At 54.7% G+C, this 22,599-nt stretch carries 19 protein-coding genes; 14 read left to right on the forward strand and 5 right to left on the reverse strand.

Translation table 11 applies throughout. The features are described 5' to 3' along the window. Positions 1–46 precede the first annotated feature (46 nt). From FQK12_RS06645 to uspE, 6 genes are all read left to right on the forward strand, one after another. Positions 47–1,357 carry a M20 family metallo-hydrolase gene (locus tag FQK12_RS06645; RefSeq protein ID WP_014229561.1) on the forward strand — a complete coding sequence of 437 codons (1,311 nt, stop codon included), beginning with the start codon at positions 47–49 and terminating at the stop codon, positions 1,355–1,357. Next, a complete protein-coding gene (locus FQK12_RS06650; RefSeq protein WP_014229562.1) occupies positions 1,357–2,802 on the forward strand; it encodes a M20 family metallopeptidase in 1,446 nt (481 codons plus the stop codon). The genes FQK12_RS06645 and FQK12_RS06650 overlap by 1 nt, the downstream gene beginning before the upstream one ends. Positions 2,803–2,914: 112 nt before the next feature. Then, a complete protein-coding gene (gene abgT, locus FQK12_RS06655; protein WP_014229563.1) occupies positions 2,915–4,441 on the forward strand; it encodes a p-aminobenzoyl-glutamate transporter in 1,527 nt (508 codons plus the stop codon). A 454-nt stretch (positions 4,442–4,895) separates the two neighbouring features. Beyond that, complete coding sequence (ogt, locus tag FQK12_RS06660) at positions 4,896–5,411, forward strand: methylated-DNA--[protein]-cysteine S-methyltransferase (RefSeq protein ID WP_014229564.1); 516 nt, start codon at positions 4,896–4,898, stop codon at positions 5,409–5,411. 194 nt (positions 5,412–5,605) lie between these two features. After that, positions 5,606–6,358, forward strand: a complete 753-nt coding sequence (gene fnr / locus FQK12_RS06665; protein WP_004851364.1) for a fumarate/nitrate reduction transcriptional regulator Fnr — start codon at positions 5,606–5,608, stop codon at positions 6,356–6,358. Positions 6,359–6,495: 137 nt separating this feature from the next. Beyond that, positions 6,496–7,446: a universal stress protein UspE gene (uspE, locus tag FQK12_RS06670; protein ID WP_004851366.1), complete on the forward strand. Its 951-nt coding sequence runs from the start codon at positions 6,496–6,498 to the stop codon at positions 7,444–7,446. A 128-nt stretch (positions 7,447–7,574) separates the two neighbouring features. Here the strand turns inward: uspE and FQK12_RS06675 are convergent, their stop codons facing one another. The 3 genes from FQK12_RS06675 to pntA form a co-directional block, all read right to left on the reverse strand. Beyond that, entirely contained in the window at positions 7,575–7,763 is a 189-nt protein-coding gene (locus FQK12_RS06675) for a YdiH family protein (RefSeq protein ID WP_004102581.1), read from the reverse strand. Positions 7,764–7,907: 144 nt separating this feature from the next. After that, a complete protein-coding gene (pntB, locus tag FQK12_RS06680) occupies positions 7,908–9,296 on the reverse strand; it encodes a Re/Si-specific NAD(P)(+) transhydrogenase subunit beta (RefSeq protein WP_014229565.1) in 1,389 nt (462 codons plus the stop codon). 10 nt (positions 9,297–9,306) lie between these two features. After that, a complete protein-coding gene (gene pntA, locus FQK12_RS06685) occupies positions 9,307–10,836 on the reverse strand; it encodes a Re/Si-specific NAD(P)(+) transhydrogenase subunit alpha (protein WP_014229566.1) in 1,530 nt (509 codons plus the stop codon). A gap of 522 nt (positions 10,837–11,358) precedes the next feature. Between pntA and ydgH the strand changes: the two genes are divergently transcribed. The 3 genes from ydgH to folM all read left to right on the forward strand — a co-directional run bounded on the left by ydgH (position 11,359) and on the right by folM (position 14,633). Further along, positions 11,359–12,309 (forward strand): DUF1471 family protein YdgH, encoded by a 951-nt coding sequence (ydgH, locus tag FQK12_RS06695; protein WP_014229567.1) that lies wholly within the window; start codon positions 11,359–11,361, stop codon positions 12,307–12,309. Positions 12,310–12,488: 179 nt separating this feature from the next. Then, positions 12,489–13,871: an amino acid permease gene (locus FQK12_RS06700; RefSeq protein ID WP_014229568.1), complete on the forward strand. Its 1,383-nt coding sequence runs from the start codon at positions 12,489–12,491 to the stop codon at positions 13,869–13,871. 36 nt (positions 13,872–13,907) lie between these two features. Next, positions 13,908–14,633 (forward strand): dihydromonapterin reductase, encoded by a 726-nt coding sequence (folM, locus tag FQK12_RS06705; RefSeq protein ID WP_014229569.1) that lies wholly within the window; start codon positions 13,908–13,910, stop codon positions 14,631–14,633. Here the strand turns inward: folM and FQK12_RS06710 are convergent. After that, on the reverse strand, positions 14,630–14,965 hold the full coding sequence (locus tag FQK12_RS06710) for a GlpM family protein (RefSeq protein WP_014229570.1): 336 nt from the start codon (positions 14,963–14,965) through the stop codon (positions 14,630–14,632). The genes folM and FQK12_RS06710 overlap by 4 nt on opposite strands. A gap of 1,029 nt (positions 14,966–15,994) precedes the next feature. On the opposite strand from FQK12_RS06710, the gene iraM reads away from it, so the two are divergent. The 4 genes from iraM (at position 15,995) to FQK12_RS06735 (ending at position 20,045) form a co-directional block, all read left to right on the forward strand. Beyond that, positions 15,995–16,342, forward strand: a complete 348-nt coding sequence (gene iraM / locus FQK12_RS06715) for an anti-adapter protein IraM (protein WP_014229571.1) — start codon at positions 15,995–15,997, stop codon at positions 16,340–16,342. 348 nt (positions 16,343–16,690) lie between these two features. Next, positions 16,691–17,407, forward strand: coding sequence for a two-component system response regulator RstA (rstA, locus tag FQK12_RS06725; protein ID WP_004851385.1), 717 nt, complete (start codon positions 16,691–16,693; stop codon positions 17,405–17,407). A gap of 309 nt (positions 17,408–17,716) precedes the next feature. Further along, entirely contained in the window at positions 17,717–19,489 is a 1,773-nt protein-coding gene (locus FQK12_RS06730; RefSeq protein ID WP_014229573.1) for an EAL domain-containing protein, read from the forward strand. Positions 19,490–19,577: 88 nt separating this feature from the next. Then, complete coding sequence (locus tag FQK12_RS06735; protein WP_014229574.1) at positions 19,578–20,045, forward strand: glutathione peroxidase; 468 nt, start codon at positions 19,578–19,580, stop codon at positions 20,043–20,045. Positions 20,046–20,221: 176 nt separating this feature from the next. Here FQK12_RS06735 and FQK12_RS06740 read toward each other — a convergent pair whose 3' ends face one another. Continuing rightward, positions 20,222–20,911, reverse strand: coding sequence for a VIT family protein (locus FQK12_RS06740; RefSeq protein ID WP_014229575.1), 690 nt, complete (start codon positions 20,909–20,911; stop codon positions 20,222–20,224). A gap of 318 nt (positions 20,912–21,229) precedes the next feature. On the opposite strand from FQK12_RS06740, the gene rstB reads away from it, so the two are divergent. Continuing rightward, on the forward strand, positions 21,230–22,531 hold the full coding sequence (gene rstB / locus FQK12_RS06750; RefSeq protein ID WP_014229576.1) for a two-component system sensor histidine kinase RstB: 1,302 nt from the start codon (positions 21,230–21,232) through the stop codon (positions 22,529–22,531). The last annotated feature ends 68 nt before the right edge of the window (positions 22,532–22,599 follow it).

Raw genomic sequence — 22,599 nt, forward strand, 5'->3', positions numbered from 1 at the left:
CACTTCGTGAACACCATCACAGTTTTTGCTTATAACGGGAAAGGTTATGCCGCAACTTTATGATTTCATCAACCAGCTGGCGCCAAAAATGACCGAATGGCGTCGCGATTTTCACCTGCATGCGGAATCCGGCTGGCTGGAGTTCCGCACCGCCAGCAAAGTGGCGGAAGTATTAGACGGTCTGGGTTATCAGCTGGCGCTGGGGCGCGACGTTATCGATGCCGATAGCCGTATGGGCCTGCCTGATGAAGAGACCCTGGCACAGGCGTTCCAGCGCGCCCGCGCGCAGGGTGCGCCTGAACGCTGGCTACCGGCGTTTGAGGGCGGCTTCGCCGGAGTGGTGGCGACCCTCGATACCGGGCGGCCGGGGCCGACGCTGGCGTTTCGCGTCGACATGGATGCGCTCGATCTCAACGAGCAGCATGACGATAGTCACCGCCCGCATCGCGATCGTTTTGCCTCCTGCAACGACGGTATGATGCATGCCTGCGGCCACGACGGTCACACCGCAATCGGGCTGGGTCTGGCGCACGTGCTGAAGGAGTATGCCGCGCAGCTCAACGGGACGATCAAGCTGATTTTCCAGCCGGCGGAAGAAGGTACCCGCGGCGCGCGCGCCATGGTCGCGGCGGGCGTACTTGATGAGGTGGATTACTTTACCGCCATTCATATCGGTACCGGCGTCCCTGCCGGCACCGTCGTCTGCGGCGGCGATAACTTTATGGCCACCACCAAATTCGATGTGCAGTTCAGCGGTGTCGCCGCCCACGCTGGCGGTAAACCGGAAGATGGCCGTAACGCGCTACTGGCGGCGGCCCAGGCCGCCCTTGCCCTGCACGCCATCGCGCCGCACAGCGCCGGGGCGTCAAGGGTTAACGTCGGCGTCATGCAGGCCGGTACCGGACGTAACGTGGTTCCCTCCTCCGCGCTATTAAAAGTCGAAACCCGTGGCGAAACCGATGCCATTAACCAGTACGTCTTTGAGCGGGCTAAACAGGCGATCGCCGGTGCGGCGACCATGTATGAAGCCAGTTACCAGTTGCAGCTGATGGGCGCGGCCACCTCCAGCGCCCCGTCGCCGGCGTGGGTGGACTATCTGCGCCAGCAGACGGCCCAGGTCCCCGGCGTTAAACAGGCTGTCGATCGTATCGCTGCCCCGGCGGGTTCCGAGGATGCCACCCTGATGATGGCCCGGGTCCAGGAGCGCGGCGGTCTCGCCTCATACATGATATTCGGCACGGAACTGAGCGCCGGTCACCACAATGAAAAATTCGATTTCGACGAGAACGTGATGACCCTGGCCGTCGAAACGTTAGCACGCGTCGCCCTGAACTTTCCCTGGCAGCGAGGTGTGTAATGGAACACGTTTATCAATTTGTCGATGACGTTATTGAGGGGCGGCGCAACGATTTTTGCGCCATTGCCGATGATATCTGGGACCATCCGGAAACCCGCTTTCAGGAGTTCTGGTCGGCTGCGCGTTTGGCCGATGCGCTGGAAGCGGAAGGCTTTCAATTGATCCGCAATGCCGGCGGGATCCCCAACGCCTTTATCGCCAGCTTCGGCGCGGGCCAACCGGTGATTGCCCTCCTCGGCGAATTTGACGCCCTGGCGGGGCTCAGCCAGCAGGCCCACTGCGCGGAACCCGCGTCTTCGACGCCGGGAGAAAACGGCCACGGGTGCGGGCATAATCTGCTTGGTACGGCGGCGTTCGCCGCCGCGGTCGCCGCCAGGAACTGGCTGCAGCAACAGGGCGGCGCCGGCACGCTTCGCTTCTATGGCTGTCCCGGCGAGGAAGGCGGCTCGGGGAAAACCTTCATGGTCCGCGAGGGGTTATTCGATGACATCGATGCCGCTCTGACCTGGCATCCGGAAGCCTGGGCCGGGATGTTCAGCACCCGCACCCTTGCCAACATTCAGGCGGCGTGGCGGTTTACCGGCACCGCGGCGCACGCGGCAAACTCGCCGCATTTGGGCCGCAGCGCGCTGGATGCCGTGACGCTGATGACCACCGGCAGCAACTTCCTTAACGAACATATTATCGAAAAAGCGCGGGTGCACTACGCCATCACCGATACCGGCGGCGTCTCCCCCAACGTTGTTCAGGCGCAGGCGGAGGTGCTGTATCTCATTCGCGCGCCGGAAATGGCCGACGCGCAGCAAATCTTCGCCCGGATCGAGAAAATCGCCCAGGGCGCGGCGTTGATGACCGAGACCCGCGTCAGCTGTCGCTTCGAAAAAGCCTGTTCCAGCTATCTGCCCAACCGCACGCTGGAAGCGGCGATGTATCAGGCGGTTTGCCATTACGGCACGCCGCCCTGGAGCGCGGAAGAGCGCGCATTCGCCGCCGAAATTCGCGCAACCTTGAGCGCGAACGATATCAATAACAGCCTGAAAAACATTGCCGACACCGGCGGCGAGGACGGGAAAGCGTTCGCCCGCCGCCACCGCGAAACGCGCCTGATCGATGAAGTGGCGCCGTGGGCGGCAACGGACAACATCCTTGCGGGCTCTACCGACGTCGGCGACGTGAGCTGGAAGGCCCCCGTGGCCCAGTGCTTCAGCCCCTGTTTTGCCGTCGGGACGCCGCTGCACTCCTGGCAACTGGTGAGCCAGGGCAGAACCTCCATCGCCCACAAAGGGATGCTGCTGGCGGGGAAAGTGCTGGGCGCGACGGCCATTCGTCTGTTCAGCGACAGGGCGTTACTGACCGCCAGCCAGCAGGAACTGGCGCAGGTCTTAGCCGAAAGGCCCTACCGGTGCCCCATTCCACAGGAGGTCAAGCCTTCGATTTTAAAATAATAAAAGCCCCGTGGATGGAGTACGGCAACGCGGTAATCGCCAAAAAAATAACGGCTGACACGCCCAGGGGTAAAGAGACAACCAACACAACAACGACAACTGAGGAACGCCCATGAGTATGTCATCCATACCGTCGCCTTCCCCCACCGGTAAGCTTTATGGCTGGGTTGAAAAAATAGGTAACAAGGTCCCGCATCCGTTTTTACTGTTTATCTATCTGATTGTGGCGTTAATGATCGCCACCGCCATCCTGTCGGCGCTGAACGTCGGGGTACAGAACCCCACCGACGGCTCGCGAGTGGTGGTGAAAAATTTGCTTAGCATTGAAGGATTGCACTGGTTTTTACCGAACGTCATTAAGAACTTCAGCGGTTTCGCGCCGCTGGGGGCCATTCTGGCTCTGGTGCTGGGGGCCGGTTTTGCGGAACGAGTGGGCCTGCTGCCTTCGCTGATGGTGAAAATGTCATCCCACGTTAGCGCCCGTTACGCCAGCTATATGGTGCTATTTATCGCCTTCTTTAGCCACATCTCTTCTGATGCCGCGCTGGTAATTATGCCGCCGCTGGGCGCCCTGATGTTCCTCGCCGTCGGCCGCCACCCTGTTGCCGGGCTGCTGGCGGCCATCGCCGGCGTCGGCTGCGGCTTCACGGCCAATCTGCTCATCGTCACCACCGATGTCCTGCTCTCTGGCATCAGCACCGAAGCGGCAAAAACCCTTGACGCCTCGCTCCACGTCAGCGTGATTGATAACTGGTATTTTATGGCAACCTCAGTGATCGTTCTCACGCTGGTTGGCGGATTGATTACCGATAAACTGGTGGAACCGCGGTTAGGGCAATGGCAAGGCAACAGCGATGAAACGCTGCAGACGTTGACGGCGGAACAGCGCTTCGGCCTGCGCGTGGCCGGCGTGGCCGCGCTGTTATTCGTGGCGGCGATCGCGCTGATGGTCGTGCCGGAAAACGGTATCCTGCGCGATCCCATCAAGCATACCGTGATGCCTTCGCCGTTTATAAAAGGGATCGTCCCGCTCATTATCTTTTTCTTCTTCGTCGTTTCACTGGCCTACGGCATCGCCACCGGCAAAATTCGCCGCCAGGCCGATCTGCCTCAGCTGATGATTGAGCCGATGAAAGAGATGGCAGGTTTTATCGTGATGGTCTTCCCGCTGGCCCAGTTCGTCGCCATGTTCAACTGGAGCAATATGGGGAAATTTATGGCCGTCGGCTTGACGGATCTGCTGGAGAGCGCGGGAATGAACGGCGTACCGGCGTTTGTCGGCCTGGCGCTGCTATCCGCCTTTTTGTGTATGTTTATCGCCAGCGGTTCGGCAATCTGGTCGATTCTGGCGCCGATTTTCGTGCCGATGTTTATGCTGCTGGGCTTTCACCCGGCATTCGCGCAGATTCTGTTTCGCATCGCCGACTCATCGGTGCTGCCGCTGGCGCCGGTATCGCCTTTTGTGCCGCTATTTCTCGGCTTCTTACAGCGCTACCGGCCCGACGCTAAGCTGGGAACCTACTACTCGCTGGTCTTGCCTTATCCATTAATATTCCTTGGCGTTTGGCTACTGCTGCTGGTTGGCTGGTACCTCGTGGGGCTGCCCATCGGACCGGGTATTTATCCGCGATTACCTTAACGTCGCGACAGGCCAGGGAAGGCCACAAAAACGTTAACGCCAGGTCGTGCGGTTACTGATGACTTTATACAGTCCTTCAATCGCCAAAGCGATCAGATGAATTACTAAGCCGCTGATAATCACAATTACAACGCCAGTCATCATATATTGCATATCACCACCTTTGTTGGTAAAAACCCGCGCAGAAACGCCGGGAAATCATGGACTCAAGGAAAGCCAGTCTGTTTATCTGCCGCGCCGGATGGTTGCCGGTGAATTCGCCGCCGGATAAAGGTAGCAAAATCGCCTTGCCAACGCGTCTGCGAGTTAATGTAAAAATAAACATCGCTTTCCTCACCTCATTATTAATAGTCCATGCTGACCCTGTTTGTTGACCTTTTCGGAGTATGGTTTGCCCACATCGCGTCGTGCTATGGTGATGCCCTGCCAAAATAACCTCGCTGAAGGAGGACCGATGCTCACGCTGTTGCAAGATAAAATTGACACCCCGCTGGGGCCGCTGTGGGTGATTTGCGATGAGCAGTTTAACCTGCGGGCCGTTGAGTGGGATCAGCACCGCGACCGCATGGAGCAACTGCTGGATGTTCATTATCGCCGTGAAGGCTACCAACGCGTTGATTCGCGTAATCCCGGTAACCTGAGCCGTAAGCTTAGCGATTACTTCGCGGGCGATCTCGCCGTTATTGACACCTTACCTACCGCCACCGGCGGGACGCCGTTTCAGCGGGAAGTCTGGCAAACGCTGCGCACCATCCCCTGCGGCCAGGTCATGCACTACGGTCAGCTCGCGGAGGCGCTGGGACGTCCGGGCGCGGCGCGCGCCGTGGGTGCCGCCAACGGTTCAAATCCTGTCAGTATTGTGGTGCCCTGCCACCGGGTGATCGGGCGTAACGGCACCATGACGGGTTACGCCGGCGGCGTGCAGCGAAAAGAGTGGCTATTGCGTCACGAAGGCTATCTGCTCCTTTGACCGTAAGTGCCTTTTCTGGAATCTTCCGGTAATTTTACAATCCAATATCGCCAGATAACTTATTCATAATCAATGAGATAAAATGGGTAACTGATTTACCCTTTTAATATTACGTGTTTCAGGGGTTCGAGACTTACCTGCTCACCAAAAAGATGTTAAAATTGACCAATATCAATTAAAGCCTGAGCAGACTTATGATCCCGGAAAAGCGAATTATACGACGCATTCAGTCTGGCGGTTGTGCAATCCATTGCCAGGATTGCAGCATTAGCCAGCTTTGCATCCCTTTTACTCTGAACGAGCATGAGCTTGACCAGCTTGATAACATCATCGAGCGGAAAAAGCCTATCCAGAAAGGACAGACCTTGTTCAAAGCCGGTGATGAGCTGAAATCGCTGTATGCAATTCGTTCTGGCACCATTAAAAGCTACACCATCACCGAACAGGGCGATGAGCAGATCACCGGTTTTCATCTGGCCGGCGATTTGGTCGGCTTTGACGCTATCGGCACCGCCCACCACCCGAGCTTTGCCCAGGCGCTGGAAACCTCAATGGTCTGCGAGATCCCGTTTGAAACGCTGGACGACCTCTCCGGTAAGATGCCGAACCTGCGTCAGCAGATGATGCGTCTGATGAGCGGCGAGATCAAAGGCGATCAGGATATGATCCTGCTGCTTTCTAAAAAGAACGCAGAGGAGCGCCTGGCGGCCTTTATCTACAATCTGTCCCGCCGTTTCGCGCAGCGCGGCTTCTCACCGCGTGAGTTCCGCCTCACCATGACCCGTGGCGATATCGGCAACTATCTGGGCCTGACGGTTGAAACCATCAGCCGCCTGCTGGGACGTTTCCAGAAAAGCGGTATGCTGGCGGTTAAAGGCAAATATATCACCATCGAAAACAGCGACCTGCTGGCGCAGCTTGCTGGCCAGGCCCGCAACGTCGCCTGATAGTCCTCCCGTATCCGGCCGGATCGCGAATTTTTTTCTAATTTGTTGATCTGGCCAGGCTCATCCCCTGTTTCATTTCATCCATATAGGTTATCTTTTTAATACAGACTGTAGTTACAGTTGTAAGGAGACCCTGTATGGCGAAGTATCAGAACATGCTGGTAGTAATCGACCCCAATCAGGACGACCAGCCTGCATTGCGGCGCGCGGTGTATCTGCACCAACGGATTGGTGGCCGCATCAAAGCCTTTTTGCCGATCTATGATTTTTCTTATGAGATGACCACCCTGCTCTCCCCCGACGAACGCACGGCCATGCGCCAGGGCGTCATCGGGCAGCGTACCGCCTGGATCCGCGAGCAGGCAAAATTCTATATAGAGTCCGGCGTGCCCATTGATATTAAAGTGGTGTGGCACAATCGTCCCTTCGAAGCCATTATTCAGGAAATCATCAGCGACAAGCATGATTTAGTGCTGAAGATGGCGCACCAGCACGACAAGCTGGAAGCGGTGATTTTCACCCCAACGGACTGGCACCTGCTGCGTAAATGCCCATGTCCGGTCTGGATGGTCAAAGATCAGCCGTGGCCGGAAGGCGGTAAAGCGCTGGTGGCGGTCAATCTCGCCAGTGAAGAGAACTACCACAACGCGCTCAATGAAAAACTGGTCAGAGAAACCATTGAGCTGGCGGAACAGGTTAACCATACAGAGGTTCACCTGGTGGGCGCCTATCCCGTCACGCCCATCAATATCGCGATTGAGCTCCCTGATTTTGACCCCAGCGTCTATAACGACGCCATTCGCGGTCAGCATCTGCTGGCCATGAAAGCGCTGCGGCAAAAATTCGGCATCGATGAAGGCCGCACCCACGTTGAAAAAGGGTTACCTGAGGAGGTCATTCCCGACCTGTCAGAGCATCTTCAGGCGGGGATCGTGGTACTGGGTACGATTGGTCGAACCGGACTCTCGGCAGCCTTCCTCGGCAATACCGCTGAACAGGTTATTGACCACCTGCGCTGCGACCTGCTGGCGCTGAAGCCGGACCAGTACCAGACGCCGGTTGAGCTGGACGACGAAGAAGACGATTAGTCCGTTGACTTCATTCGTGGTAATAAGACGTCATCCCCCGCCCGCGCGGGGGATTTTTTTGCATCCCATTAACAAAAATAAAGGGCCATTTGGCCCCGGTTTCAACAGCTTTATGGGTAACGAAAACGTTAGTGGATACCTAAGCGCCAGGCGTGATCGATCTCTTCTTTAAGCTCCATGGACGAAAGCGCCATTAAATCGGCGAACTCAAGTTCCAGCAATTTCAGCTTTTTCAGATACTGCGCGGGGGTTAAAGCAGCGGGGTCACGGCGCAGAAATTCGATGGCCAGTTGCGTGGGGGTTAACTCGGTATCCATAATATCCTCAGTTTGGGTGAAAAGCAGCCTATTGTAACACTTTCGCCTGATTATTTTATGAGCAAATAACCCCTTCGTTGCCTATATAAAAAAGCCGTCTCAGAAGAGACGGCTTAAGAAGCACAGGTTTTAAACGAGCAGGCCTTACAACGCTTTCAGAATCGCATCGACGCTGGCTTTGGCATCGCCAAACAGCATGTGGGTGTTCTCTTTAAAGAACAGCGGGTTTTGTACGCCAGCGTAGCCGGTGTTCATTGAACGTTTAAATACAATGACGTTCTGCGCTTTCCACACTTCCAGCACCGGCATACCGGCGATCGGGCTGCCCGGATCGTCCTGCGCGGCCGGGTTCACCGTGTCGTTAGCGCCGATGACCAGTACGGTGTCGGTATCGGAGAAATCATCGTTGATCTCATCCATTTCCAGCACGATGTCATACGGGACTTTCGCTTCCGCCAGCAGGACGTTCATATGGCCCGGCAGACGCCCGGCAACCGGATGAATACCGAAACGCACTTTGATTCCGCGCGCGCGCAGTCTTTCAGTGATTTCCGCGACCGGATACTGGGCCTGCGCAACCGCCATGCCGTAGCCCGGGGTGATGATGACCGACTGAGAACCTTTCAGCATCTCAGCGGTTTCTTCGGCGCTGATTTCACGGTGCTCACCCACTTCTTCATCACCTGTGGACGCCGTGCCGTCAGAACCAAAACCGCCGGCAATCACGCTGAAGAACGAACGGTTCATCGCCTTACACATGATGTAGGACAGAATTGCACCGGAAGAACCTACCAGCGCACCGGTTACGATCAGCAGGTCGTTGCTGAGCATAAAGCCCGCCGCCGCTGCCGCCCAGCCGGAGTAGGAGTTCAGCATTGATACCACGACCGGCATATCCGCGCCGCCGATGGAGGCCACCAGGTGCCAGCCAAACGCCAGGGCAATCACGGTCATTACCAGCAGGCACAGTACCTGCATGCCGATGCTGTCGGTACGCACGAAAACGATCAGCAGCAGGAAAGAAACGACCAGCGCCGCCAGGTTTAGCTTATGACGGTTCGGCAGCATCAGCGGCTTAGAAGACATCTTGCCGCACAGCTTGCCAAACGCCACAACGGAACCCGTAAAAGTCACCGCGCCGATGAAGATACCGAGGAACACTTCGGTCAAATGAATATTGACCAGAATCTGTTCCATACCGGTTTCATGCTGCAGATAGCTGTTAAAGCCAACCAGTACCGCCGCCAGGCCCACGAAGCTGTGCAGAATCGCCACCAGCTCCGGCATCTCGGTCATTTCAACTTTCTTCGCCAGGCGAATACCGATCGCGCCGCCGATAACCATCGCCAGCAGGATCCACGCGACGTTGCTGCTATCCGGCCCCAGAATGGTCGCCACCAGCGCAATCGCCATCCCGGCAATGCCGTAGTAGTTCCCCTGCTGGGAGGTTTCGTGTTTGGAAAGCCCCGCCAGGCTAAAAATAAACAGAATCGCGGCAACAATGTATGCAGCTGTAACTAATCCACCAGACATTTGTTACCCCTTATCCTTTGCGGAACATTTTCAGCATGCGCTGAGTGACGGTGAAACCACCAAAAATATTAATGCTGGCGATCAGCACCGCGATAAAGCTCAGGAAGCTGACCCAGCCGCCGTGGCCTATCTGTAACAATGCCCCTACCACGATAATGCCGGAAATCGCGTTAGTGACCGACATCAGCGGCGTATGCAGCGCATGGGAGACGTTCCATACGACGTAGTAACCGACCACGCAGGAGAGCGCGAAAACGGTAAAGTGGCCGAGGAACTCTTTCGGCGCCACGCTTGCCAGCCAGCCAAACAGAATAATCGCCAGCGCCATCAGCGCATACTTGCGCAGCGGCGAGCTCGGTTTCGCCTCTGCTTTTGGCGCTTCAACCTTTTTCGCTGCCGCCTGCGGCTGAGCAGATACCTGAATGGGTGGAGCGGGCCAGGTGATTTCACCCTCGCGAACCACGGTAACGCCGCGGATAACGACATCATCAAAATCGATAACGACATTGCCGTCTTTCTCTTTGCACAGCAGCTTAAGCAGGTTAACCAGGTTGGTGCCATACAGCTGTGAGGACTGCGTCGGCAGACGACCAGGGAGATCGGTATAACCGATAATCTTCACGCCGTTGGCGGTGGTAACCACCTGGCCCGGCACGGTGTATTCACAGTTGCCGCCGTTTTGCGACGCCAGGTCAACCACCACGCTGCCGGACTTCATGGAGTCAACCATCTCGCGGGTAATCAGCTTCGGCGCCGGTTTACCCGGAATCAGCGCGGTGGTAACGATGATGTCGACATCTTTGGCCTGGGCGGCAAAGAGCGCCATCTCGGCTTTGATAAAGGCTTCAGACATGACTTTGGCATAGCCGTCGCCGCTGCCCGCTTCCTCTTTAAAATCCAGCTCAAGGAACTCGGCGCCCATACTCTGCACCTGTTCTTTCACTTCCGGACGGGTATCAAACGCGCGGACGATTGCGCCGAGGCTGTTAGCCGCGCCGATGGCCGCCAGACCGGCAACCCCGGCTCCGATAACCATCACCTTCGCGGGAGGAACCTTACCTGCCGCGGTGATCTGCCCGGTGAAGAAGCGGCCAAACTCGTGGGCGGCTTCAACGATTGCGCGATAGCCGGCGATGTTAGCCATCGAACTTAACGCATCCAGCGACTGAGCGCGCGAAATACGCGGCACTGAATCCATCGCCATCACGTTGATGTTGCGCGCCGCCAGTTTTTCCATCAGCTGCGGGTTTTGCGCCGGCCAGATGAAGCTGATGAGCGTCGTGCCGGGATTAAGCAGCAGGAGCTCTTCGTCATCGGGCGCGTTCACTTTCAGAATGACGTCGGACTGCCAGACGTCATCATCGCTAACGATCTCCGCTCCAGCCTGAACGAAGGCCTCGTCGTCGAAACTGGCCAGCTTACCTGCGCCGCTTTCTACCGCGACGCTGAACCCGAGTTTCAGCAGCTGCTCCACCGTTTTCGGCGTGGCGGCGGCCCGGGTTTCCAGGGCTAGTCTCTCTTTTGGTACACCAATACGCATAGTTTTCCCTTCCATCGGTTTTTGATGATGGTTTACTTTTCTTACAAACGACCGTCGCGAAGGCGGATGAACGTGCCTTCCAACATATGTCTGAAAAAATAAAACAGTAACAAACTTTTTATAACCTACTGAAAATACCGATTGTGATCTACAGCAATAAAACAGAAATTTTGATTTTATTGGTAAAACGCACGGCTAACCGTGCCAGGCAGCAATATTTACCTTATTTTTATGCCAGCGCCTGATAATCCGCTTGGCAGAGGGGTTAATTCACCATTTATCGCCGTCTTGAACATCGTATTAACATTACGTTAACTTATGAAAGTGATATCGATTATCGATTTTGCTGGTCAAGCGGCTGTTTTTTCAACATATCGAAAAATGTTATATTTCTGCAGTATACGTTTAGGGCGACAACTGAAAATTGACGCAGACAGTCACTCACGATAAATGCAATAATCAAATGTTTTCAGTCAACAACAATACCAGTACATGGTTTGCGCAAGGCAAAGGATTATTTTTATGAAGCTTAAGAACTCACTCCTGGCGTCTGCTCTTCTGGCTACAACCGCGTTGTCTGCCCATGCAGCGACCGAGCTGACTCCGGAGCAGGCGGCAGCGCTGAAGCCCTACGATCGCGTAGTGGTTACCGGCCGTTTTAACGCCATTGGCGACGCGGTGCAGGCCGTTTCCCGTAAAGCGGACAAAGAAGGCGCAGCATCCTTTTATGTTGTCGACACGTCTGATTTTGGCAGCGGCGGCAACCTGCGCGTAACGGCCGATTTTTATAAAGAAAATGCCCCGCAGGCCGACGCGCCGAAAAATCGTGTGATTAACGGCGTAATGGAATTACCGAAGGACCAGGCCGTCGAGCTGGAGCCGTTTGATACCGTCACCGTACAGGGCTTCTACCGCAGCCAGCCGGAAGTTAACGACGCCATCACCAAAGCCGCTAAGGCCAAGGGCGCCGCCTCCTTCTTTATCGTGCGCCAGGTTGATGCCAACCAGGGCGGCAACCAGCGAATCACCGCCTATATCTACAAAGCCGATGCCAAAAAACGCGTTCTGCAAAGCCCGGACGCTATCCCGGCAGATTCAGAAGCCGGTCGCGCTGCGCTGGCGGAAGGCGGAGAAGCCGCGAAGAAAGTGGAGATCCCGGGCGTAGCGACCACCGCAGCGGTCGGTTCCGGCACCGGCGTAGGCCGCTTCTTTGAAACGCAATCATCTAAAGGCGGGCGTTACACCGTCACTCTGCCGGACGGTACCAAAGTCGAGGAAGTGAACAAAATCACCGCCGCGCAGATGGTGCCATACGACAGCATCAAGTTCACCGGTAACTACGGTAACATGACGGAAATCTCCTACCAGACGGCTAAGCGCGCGGCGAAGAAAGGCGCGAAGTACTACCACATTACCCGCCAGTGGCAGGAGCGCGGTGGCAACATCACCATCAGCGCCGACCTGTATAAGTAACGGCGTCTGAGCTGAACAAAAAGGCGGCGATCTGCCGCCTTTTTTCTTTTTTTCATTTCTCGCCATTGCATGCATACAAAACACTCCGTAAAATCCCGCGCCTTAGCGCAATCCTCCATTTTTATGCGATTTCGCCAAATAAATATTCTTAGTTTGATGATTGTCACCTCGGGAATGCAATGGAAAAGAAACTGGGCCTTAGCGCCCTGACCGCGCTGGTTCTCAGCTCAATGCTGGGTGCAGGCGTATTCAGCCTGCCGCAAAATATGGCAGCCGTCGCCAGCCCTTCCGCACTGCTTATCGGCTGGGGTATCACCGGCGTGGGGATCCTGTTCCTCGCCTTTGCCATGCTGCTGCTCACCCGCATTCGCCCCGAACTCGACGGCGGTATTTTTACCTACGCCCGGGAAGGCTTTGGCGAGTTGATAGGCTTCTGCTCCGCCTGGGGCTACTGGCTGTGCGCGGTTGTTGCCAATGTCTCCTATCTGGTTATCGTCTTCTCTGCGCTAAGCTTCTTTACCGATACCCCCGAGCTGCGCCTGTTTGGCGACGGCAACACCTGGCAATCCATCGTCGGCGCCTCCGTCCTGCTGTGGATTGTCCATTTCCTGGTGCTGCGCGGTGTACAAACGGCCGCGGGTATCAACCTGGCCGCGACGCTGGCCAAACTGCTGCCCCTCGGCGCGTTTATCGCGCTGGCCGCCATCGCGTTTCGTATGGAGACATTCCGCCTGGATTTCAGCGGCCTGGCGCTGGGCGTACCGGTATGGGAGCAGGTGAAAAACACCATGCTGATCACCCTGTGGGTTTTTATCGGCGTCGAAGGCGCGGTCGTGGTTTCCGCACGCGCGCGTAATAAACAGGATGTTGGCCGCGCGACGCTGCTGGCAGTACTCTCCGCGCTGGCGGTCTATCTGCTGGTGACGCTTCTCTCGTTAGGCGTCGTGCCGCGTAGCGAGCTGGCGGAAATACGCAACCCCTCAATGGCCGGGCTGATGGTCAACATGATGGGCTCATGGGGGGAGATTGTTATTGCCGCCGGGCTGATTATTTCCGTCTGCGGCGCGTATCTGAGCTGGACCATTATGGCGGCGGAGGTGCCCTATCTGGCAGCAACGCATAAAGCCTTCCCGCGCCTGTTTGCCCGGACCAATAAAAACAATGCCCCGTCGGCTTCGCTGTGGCTCACCAACGTCAGCGTACAGGCTTCGCTGGTATTGATTTGGCTTACCGGCTCAGATTACAACACGCTGCTGACCATCGCCTCTGAGATGATCCTGGTGCCCTACTTTCTCGTCGGCGCATTTTTGCTGAAGATTGCTGAGCGCCCGCTGCACAAGGCCGTCGGTGTCGGTGCCTGTATTTATGGCTTATGGTTATTATATGCGTCCGGCCCTGTGCATTTATTGTTGTCAGTGATACTTTACGCTCCGGGTCTTCTGGTTTTCCTGTATGCCCGTCGTACACACCAGCACGATCGCCCGCTCAAACGCCGTGACCTGGCATTAATTGGTTTTTTGCTGGTTGCCGCCGTACCGGCAACGTGGATGTTGGTAGGGTAAGCGGTTACCCTGCCGCTGAACTCAAAGGAGATACCCATGGCTGATATCCAGCCTCGTCCAATCCTGATTACCGGCGGGGGCCGTCGTATCGGCCTCGCCCTGGCCCGCCATTTTCTGGCCCGGCAGCAGCCCGTTATTATCAGCTACCGCACCTGGTATCCCGCCGTCGACGCGCTTCGTGAAGCGGGCGCCGTTTGTCTGCACGCGGATTTCAGCACTGACGATAGCATTCTGGCGTTCGCCGAAGAGGTGAAGGCGCACGCCGGCAGCGGTCTGCGCGCCATCATCCATAACGCCAGCGGCTGGATGGCGGAAAAGCCCGGGGTGCCGTTAACCACGGTGCTCGCCAGCATGATGCAAATTCACGTCAACGCCCCCTACTTGCTCAACCATGCTCTGGAGAGCCTGCTTCGCGGCCACGGCCATGCGGCCAGCGACATTATCCATATCACCGACTACGTTGTGGAGCGCGGCAGCGACAAACACATTGCCTACGCCGCCAGCAAAGCGGCGCTGGATAATATGAGCCGCTCGTTCGCCCGCAAGCTGGCGCCGGAAATTAAGGTCAATGCTATCGCCCCTTCGCTGATTTTATTTAACGAAGGCGATGACGCGGAATACCGCAAGCAGGCGCTTGATAAATCGCTGATGAAAATCGCGCCAGGTGAAAAAGAGATCAGCGACCTGATCGAATACCTGTTCAGCAGCCGCTACGTGACCGGTCGCTCATTTGCCGTCGACGGCGGCCGCAATCTGCGCTAGTGGAAACGACTCCAGCCGATAATTAACAGCCACGCGCAGAGGCTCCAGCACCCCACTGCGCCTGCCAGAGCGAACGGCAGGCGCATAACGCCGGTGAAATACCATAGCGAGAGCAAATAGATAAAGTACGGAATGATCGACCACATCCCGAATACGATGGTGGTTCGCAGCGCTTCGATCCCCCGTTCGCTGGCAACGATATAGTTCGCGATCAGGGCGAAAGTCGGAAAGAGCGGAATCAACCCGGCGATATAGTAGTTCTTCGTTTTAGACAGCACGCCAATCAGGACAACGACCAGCGCGCCGAGCAGCGCTTTTATCAACAACCCCATACCTTTTGCCTTAACATTTAAACAACAAGACCCCGCAGCATAACGGAAGCGCCGACAATTATAAACGCGCAAGAGCGGCCGATACCGTGTAGAAGCAAAAGACCTATTTTTTAGCGGTCTCATCACTGACGCCAGCCCCTATGCCGAATATCCGCAGCTGGTATTAAACGTACGCAAGGATGATATCCCTGGCAAGCGAGCACGTTATTCGAAGACCGTTTTCGCTGCCTTAAAAACCCTTCGGCTAAATACACACATTAAACCGAAAAGAGAATATTTTTTCTGATTGTTGAGTTATACGTATAACATATTATTTTTCGTATTTTTAGATACAAATCAAATTAGCCTATTTTCGGCTCATCTCCCCCTCACGTATTTACACAGATTTTAAAACCTGAAGCGCTTTACTGACGGGCATTTACAAAATATCCAACTCAATAACTGCACCGCTTCAGTGCAGCTAGTGATCTGCACTAAATGATTCAAATCAATACTGGCGAAATAGCTTAAAAGTTGTTAATTGATATGGTTGATTTTTATCATAAGGGGTTATTTTGAAATTATTCTTTTTGCGCAAATCCTGAATAAGCGCACATAGCCATTTTTTAGCAAAATGGCTAAATAAAACCAATTATTTTGATTTACATCAATATAAAACCGATTTCACAAGGAAGCATACTTTGCCGTTAATAACAGGCACGGTAGTAGATATGATCGTAATTATATGATTTTACAATCTTTCGATCTGTTCCTGATATCCGCAACAGAATTTTATTCTGTTCACAATCCTCAACGCAGCCATTTAGTTCAGCTCATGCCAGTTTTTCGAATCTTTTACTTGTTGCTATTATCATTACTAGTATTAGACACTCATCTGATTGTTATTATTTTATATTAATCAGCATCAGAACCAGTTAAAGGAATCTCCATGTTCGGACCTGCTTCACGCAAAGTAAAAATGGCCATGAACTTCATCAAAATATATTCATCAACGCGAAAATGCTCGTAAATTACCGGAGAGCGTCAAGCATGCAGTGGAATATTGAAAATAGCCTTGTATGTCCTGTAACAGGAACAGGTTTTTCAGTTGCGGCAAGTGCCAAAAATCTGAAATTAATTATTTGGTATAGTGGAGATTATTTTTTGAGCATTGGTTCGGTTATTAACATCACACAAAATGAAGTTTTCATTAATGGTGTGCCCGGCGATTTACAGGTTATTCATGCATTCCCCTATACGGAAAATTTGTGGTCAACATTTTCAAAGAATATTGAATGCCCCGGTAATCAGAACCCTATGCTGCTCATCTGCAATCGAAGAAGCCTCTGCAAGTTCGCCTTGTGCCCCTACGGCGCCAGGCAAAAGAGGCCGCAATAAGGCTTCCCCCTCATTCGCGCTAGCGTACCGGTACTTATTTTCTATGTGGGCACGTGCTGTCCTGACAGCCCGTGCCCACATTGTGCCGCATCCTGTTCCCTTAATGCGCAATGCTTCTGCTCGTATCTGAATCATTGTCTGGCTCCGCAAAAAATAGTCCTGAACCGCAGCTCCGGGAATCATAGCGAATTTCATGGCTAATATATAGCTCATATTAATGTCCGGATGGTTTACAATGGCGGTAGCGAATGAATAGGCACCTGACTTCAGATACTGAATGCGCCACCTCAGCCGCGATTCAGGTACAGAGATTCAAGCGATTAAAAGATGAGTGCAGGCATACACAATATGAATAAAATTGTTTTCGTTGAGGATGATGCCGAGGTCGGCGCACTGATTGCGGCCTACCTTGGCAAACACGATATGGACGTGGTGGTAGAACCGCGCGGCGATCGGGCGGAAGAGGTTATCGCGCGCGAAAAGCCGGACCTGGTGCTGCTGGATATCATGCTGCCGGGTAAAGACGGTATGACGCTGTGCCGCGATTTACGCGGCCAGTGGCAGGGGCCAATCGTATTGCTCACTTCACTGGACAGCGATATGAACCATATTCTCTCACTCGAAATGGGCGCCAGCGATTATATCCTGAAAACCACGCCGCCCGCGGTGCTGTTAGCTCGCCTGCGCCTGCATTTGCGCCAGCATATCGCCGTGCCGGACGGCAGCGTCCCCTCCTCGCTCACCCCGCATAAAGCGATCGCTTTTGGCTCCCTGAGTATCGACCCGGTGAATAGACAGGTGATGCTCGGCGGCGAAAGCGTCGCCTTATCCACTGCGGATTTCGATCTCCTGTGGGAGTTAGCGACCCATGCTGGACAAATTATGGATCGGGACGCGTTATTAAAAAATCTGCGCGGAGTCAGCTACGATGGTATGGACCGCAGCGTCGATGTCGCCATCTCGCGGCTGCGTAAAAAGCTTCTCGATAATGCGACTGAGCCATATCGTATCAAAACGGTACGCAATAAAGGTTACCTGTTCGCCCCGCACGCCTGGGACAATTAATTTTGGCATATGGCGATGGAATAGCTGTTTGTGCGGAGTTAGCCGTCAGAGCCAATTCAACCTCCTGTTAATTATTTTTAAAACAGGGGGTGAAATTGCTTTTCCCACGCAAAACCCGCGCTTCACCGCGCGGCGCGCCTCACGACTTGCCGGGCGGGTGATACTCTTTGCAGACAATCAACGGAAAACATTCTACTGTGGAGTGATAGCGCTGGCGCCTGGCCAGTATCGACACCCGTCGTGAGTATAGAGATTCACACCTTCAGTGGGTTGGGATGACCGCAATATCTACTGCACGGGAGCATCTATATGTTGAACGATCTCAGCAGCGATGAAAGCAAAAGACGCGCGGCGATTGACCTGTTAAAAAACGCGGACGAAGGGCGAGACGAAGCGTTAAAAAAATACACTCATCTGGTCTGCCAGTTGCTAAAAATGCCAATGAGTTTTGTGTCAATCCTTGACGATGAAAAGCAGTACATCAAATCCGCTCAGAATATCGCCCCCACGGACACCAGCCTGGGCGGAGCATTTTGCGAACAGACCCTGAAACAGGGTGAGACTCTCCTTTGTCCTGATACGCATCAGCACCCGATCTTTCATCGCGATCGGGCGGTCAGAGAAGCGCCATTCATTCGCTTTTATGCAGGATGCCCGCTGAAAACCCGCGACGGAGTGACCGTGGGTACCTTGAGTATCTTAGATACGCAACCCAGGGCACTTTCAGATGAGCAGATCGCTATTTTTAAGGCGCTGGCCGAGCTGATATCGGATTTCTTAGCCTCCTGGCACTCAGTGGGGTATATCGACGTCGTCACGCTTTTACCCAATCGGCAGCGCCTGCTCAAGGACATTGAGGTGTCGGCGGAGGGTACTTTCAGGCTGGTCATTATTGACTGCATTGATATGCCATTTGCCTACGAGATGGCCCGCTCATTGGGGATGCTGGCGGTAGAGAATTTGCTTCGTGACATGACCGTCGCGCTGCAGGCGCGCCTGCCCATGGCGAGCAAACTTTACGCCGTGGCGGTTGGACGCTTTGCCTTTTTCACCCCGGAACCCATGGCGCTGTCATTGGAGGGTATAGCACTACGGCTTCAGGGAACCCAGGCCAGGATCGGCCCGGACGTTCCCCTGGATTTGAATATTCACATGGGTGACTCCGGTATTTGCGATAGCGACATGACGCCAAATGAAATTCTGCGGCGCGCGGTGAGCGCACTGCATGAAGCGATAAGCCAGGGGCACCGTTTTACGACCTATAATGACGCACTGGACATCCGCAAGAAGCGAGATTTCAGCCTGCTCACCGAACTCAGGCAAACGCTGCAGGGAAACCAGGGGTTATATCTGGTCTTTCAGCCAAAAATTTCGCTGACGACGGGAGACGTGACGGGCGCTGAAGCCTTGATAAGATGGAAGCATCCTATCAATGGCGAAGTGCTGCCGGGTGAATTTATTCCGCTGGTCGAAAAGACTAGCCTGATGCGCGAACTCTCGGCCTGGGTTATCGATCATACTATCGCGCAGTTGAGTGACTGGCGGGATCGGGGGCTTTCTCTTCCCGTCTCAATTAATCTCGCCGCCAGCGATTTTTCTCGACCCGATTTCGCTGAGGAGCTTGAGCAGAAACTGCGGGAGGCGTGTCTTGACCCAGCCCTGCTGGGGGTGGAGTGTCTGGAGACTGAGAAGATGCTTGAAAGTCCGGCCGCGCTGAACGGACTGGACATGCTCAAAAAACGCGGGTTTAAAATTTCTCTGGATGACTTTGGATCGGGATACAGCAACATTAATTACCTGCGGCAAATCCCGCTGGACATCATCAAACTCGACCGGTCTATTGTGAGGCATATAGTCCATGAGAAAGCCAGCCGCATTATTGTGCACAACGTTATCAGGCTCCTCAAGCAGCTCGATTACGTCGTCCTTGCCGAAGGCGTCGAGGATCTCGAAACGGTTGAGATTTTACGCAGCCTGGGCTGCGATGAGGTTCAGGGATATTTTTATGCCCGGCCGATGGTCTCCGTTGATTTTGCCGCATGGTATCGCACCAGAAAGGCAGACCAGGGAAAGAAATCCTGAGACGAACGACTCTTTTCAATGTTCTTTCAGTATATGAACCAATCCAGCGATAAAGACGCGCAACGGGCGCTGCACTGAGGAACACGATATGACTACCTTTTACCAATTGACTGCCACCAGCCTGCACGGCCAGCCCATCTCAATGGCTGACTATGCTGGCAAGCTCGTTCTGGTGGTCAATACTGCCAGCCAGCAATATGCAGGGCTGGAAGCGCTCTATGCGAAATACGCTGCCCATGGGCTGATAGTGCTTGGTTTCCCCTGCAACCAGTTTGGTAAGCAGGAGCCCGGCGGCGTCGATGACATCGAGCAGACCTGTCGGATCAATTACGGTGTAAGCTTCCCGATGTTCGAGAAAGTGGAGGTCAACGGCGCCGGCGCGCACCCGCTGTTTCGTTACCTGAAAGATGAGTTACCCGGCGTGCTGGGCGGGCGGATCAAATGGAACTTCACGAAGTTCTTGATCGGTCGCGACGGCACCCCTCTCACGCGTTTCGCGCCGTTCACCACCCCGGAGAAAATGGAGACCGCCATCCTTGCCGCACTAAAGATTTAAATCTTTTGCCTCCCTGACCGCTGCCTGTGCGCGAGTGAATGTTCGCTCCGCGCCGGAAGTGCGCCTGGAAAAATGACAATGGGTTAGGAATAAGTCCCGCGCACGCGATACAAATCACTCATTTTTCAGCCCACCACACGCCAGATATTTCTCTTTTCTGCGAGTTAAGCCATCTATTAAAACAATACCTGCCCGGCAAGATGACCTATTCCCATCGACGAAAACATCGCCAGGGTGCTCCAGAAAGTAATTCTGCCGATCGCCCTGACAGGAGAGGCTCTGCTGACAATTGAAGATATATAGCCAAGAGCGGCCAGTGAAAAAAGGGAGGAGAGAATAACAAAGAGAAAAACCAGCGTTGCTGGAGAAAGCCATGCAACGACTAAAGGCAACGTTGCGCCAGCGGAAAAACTCAGCGCCGAGAAAACGGCAGCCTGCAGGGGGCGCGCAGAATTGGTATCCGTCAGTCCCAGCTCCTCGCGGGCATGCGTGTCCAGAGCATCTTTCACCATGAGTTGTTCGGCAACCTTTTGGGCAAGCTCTGGCTCGAGTCCGCGTTGCACATAAAGTAAAGTCAGCTCGCGTACTTCTCCCTGATAATCTGTTTCCAGTTCCCTCTTTTCCTGAGCGAGAACCGCGTTTTCCGTGTCGGCCTGAGATGAGACGGAAACATATTCCCCCGCGGCCATCGACATCGCCCCCGCGACCAGCCCGGCAATGCCCGCCAGTAAAACCCCGGAAGAGCCCGTATTAGCAGACGCAACGCCAAGAACAAGGCTCGCTGTCGAAACAATACCATCGTTAGCCCCGAGTACAGCAGCCCTTAACCATCCGACGCGTTCAATGCTGTGTCGTTCAAGATGCATGCTTTTATTCTCCTTTAAGTACGCCTGTTCAGCCTGGCGGAATGAGGGTGGAATAAAACGGATTAAAACAGAGAACGCTTCGCACATCGGCGCCGACCGAGGTACATTACATTCTTCTCTGATTTGGCTTCAACCCACACCATCATACTTATGCGTGCCGGATGTTGTCAGCCGCAGCGAACCCTGCTTTCATAGCAAATCAAATGGGCATAAAACGCAACAAGGGTTTTTCACGTAGATTGCGCCTGGATAAATGCCCCCGCAGTGCCCCTGCAGGTAAAAGCAGGAATTTAACCTTTTGATTTTGAGTGATATTTAATGAAAAAGCTGTTTGTGCAGTTTTACCTCCTGCTGTTCGTCTGCTTCCTGGTCATGACCATGATGGTGGGCCTGGTGTACAAATTCACCGCCGAACGCGCAGGGCGTCAGTCGCTGGACGACCTGATGAAAAGTTCGCTGTATCTGATGCGCAGCGAGCTGCGGGAGATCCCGCCGCGCGACTGGAGCAAAACGCTCAAAGAGCTGGACCTCAATCTCTCTTTCGATCTGCATATCGAGCCCATCAGCAAATTCAAGCTCTCGGAAAACTCGATGCAGCATCTGCGCGCCGGGGATATCGTCGCCCTCGACGATCAGTACACCTTTATCCAGCGGATCCCGCGCAGCCACTACGTGCTCTCCGTCGGTCCGGTGCCGTATCTCTATTTTTTGCATGAGATGCGCCTGCTCGATCTGGCCCTGATGGCTTTTATCGCCATCTCGCTGGCCTTTCCGGTCTTTATCTGGATGCGTCCTCACTGGCAGGAGATGCTGCGTATTGAGACCGCCGCCCAGCGCTTCGGCGACGGACATCTTACTGAACGCATTCATTTCGACAGCATGTCCAGCTTCGCGCGGCTGGGGGTGGCGTTTAATCAGATGGCCGATAACATCAACGCGCTTATCGCCAGCAAAAAACAGCTGATCGATGGCATCGCCCATGAACTGCGGACCCCGCTGGTGCGCCTGCGCTATCGCCTGGAAATGAGTGAGAACCTCACCGAAGCCGAATCGCAGGCGTTGAACCGCGATATCGGGCAGTTGGAGGCGCTGATTGAAGAACTTCTGACCTACGCCCGGCTTGACCGCCCGCAGAACGAACTGAAGCTAACGACCCCCAATTTCCCGGCGTGGATCCGCGATCACGTTGAAGATATTCAGACGGTTAATCCCCAGCGCGAGATTGCGCTAACCGACGTCGTGGCCGGGAGTTACGGCGCGCTGGATATGCGCTTAATGGAACGGGTGCTGGATAATCTGGTGAATAATGCCCTGCGCTACAGTAACCAGCGTATTCAGATCAGCCTGACGCTGCAGGCTTCGCGCGCGACGCTGCGGGTCGAAGATGATGGCCCCGGAATTGCGCCTGATGAACGTGAGCGAGTGTTCGAGCCTTTCGTACGCCTCGACCCGAGCCGCGATCGCGCGACCGGCGGCTGTGGCCTCGGTTTAGCTATCGTCCACAGCATCGCCCAGGCAATGGCCGGAGAAGTGCATTGCGAAGCGAGTTCGCTGGGCGGGGCCTGTTTTTGCTTTAGCTGGCCGGTCTATCATCAGTTGCCGGATTTTACCTCCGCCTGATACGCCTTTGCGCAAAAGCTGAGGCCTGCTATAGTTAAAAAATCGCTAAGTATGTTGTAACTAAGATG

Source organism: Klebsiella sp. ME-303 (assembly GCF_007910085.1).
Lineage (GTDB): Bacteria > Pseudomonadota > Gammaproteobacteria > Enterobacterales > Enterobacteriaceae > Klebsiella > Klebsiella michiganensis.

Coding starts and splice junctions, on each gene's coding strand:
- FQK12_RS06645 (WP_014229561.1), top strand. CDS start 47: ATGCCGCAACTTTATGATTTCATCAACCAGCTGGCGCCAAAAATGACC.
- FQK12_RS06650 (WP_014229562.1), top strand. CDS start 1,357: ATGGAACACGTTTATCAATTTGTCGATGACGTTATTGAGGGGCGGCGC.
- abgT (WP_014229563.1), top strand. CDS start 2,915: ATGAGTATGTCATCCATACCGTCGCCTTCCCCCACCGGTAAGCTTTAT.
- ogt (WP_014229564.1), top strand. CDS start 4,896: ATGCTCACGCTGTTGCAAGATAAAATTGACACCCCGCTGGGGCCGCTG.
- fnr (WP_004851364.1), top strand. CDS start 5,606: ATGATCCCGGAAAAGCGAATTATACGACGCATTCAGTCTGGCGGTTGT.
- uspE (WP_004851366.1), top strand. CDS start 6,496: ATGGCGAAGTATCAGAACATGCTGGTAGTAATCGACCCCAATCAGGAC.
- FQK12_RS06675 (WP_004102581.1), bottom strand. CDS start 7,763: ATGGATACCGAGTTAACCCCCACGCAACTGGCCATCGAATTTCTGCGC.
- pntB (WP_014229565.1), bottom strand. CDS start 9,296: ATGTCTGGTGGATTAGTTACAGCTGCATACATTGTTGCCGCGATTCTG.
- pntA (WP_014229566.1), bottom strand. CDS start 10,836: ATGCGTATTGGTGTACCAAAAGAGAGACTAGCCCTGGAAACCCGGGCC.
- ydgH (WP_014229567.1), top strand. CDS start 11,359: ATGAAGCTTAAGAACTCACTCCTGGCGTCTGCTCTTCTGGCTACAACC.
- FQK12_RS06700 (WP_014229568.1), top strand. CDS start 12,489: ATGGAAAAGAAACTGGGCCTTAGCGCCCTGACCGCGCTGGTTCTCAGC.
- folM (WP_014229569.1), top strand. CDS start 13,908: ATGGCTGATATCCAGCCTCGTCCAATCCTGATTACCGGCGGGGGCCGT.
- FQK12_RS06710 (WP_014229570.1), bottom strand. CDS start 14,965: ATGGGGTTGTTGATAAAAGCGCTGCTCGGCGCGCTGGTCGTTGTCCTG.
- iraM (WP_014229571.1), top strand. CDS start 15,995: ATGCAGTGGAATATTGAAAATAGCCTTGTATGTCCTGTAACAGGAACA.
- rstA (WP_004851385.1), top strand. CDS start 16,691: ATGAATAAAATTGTTTTCGTTGAGGATGATGCCGAGGTCGGCGCACTG.
- FQK12_RS06730 (WP_014229573.1), top strand. CDS start 17,717: ATGTTGAACGATCTCAGCAGCGATGAAAGCAAAAGACGCGCGGCGATT.
- FQK12_RS06735 (WP_014229574.1), top strand. CDS start 19,578: ATGACTACCTTTTACCAATTGACTGCCACCAGCCTGCACGGCCAGCCC.
- FQK12_RS06740 (WP_014229575.1), bottom strand. CDS start 20,911: ATGCATCTTGAACGACACAGCATTGAACGCGTCGGATGGTTAAGGGCT.
- rstB (WP_014229576.1), top strand. CDS start 21,230: ATGAAAAAGCTGTTTGTGCAGTTTTACCTCCTGCTGTTCGTCTGCTTC.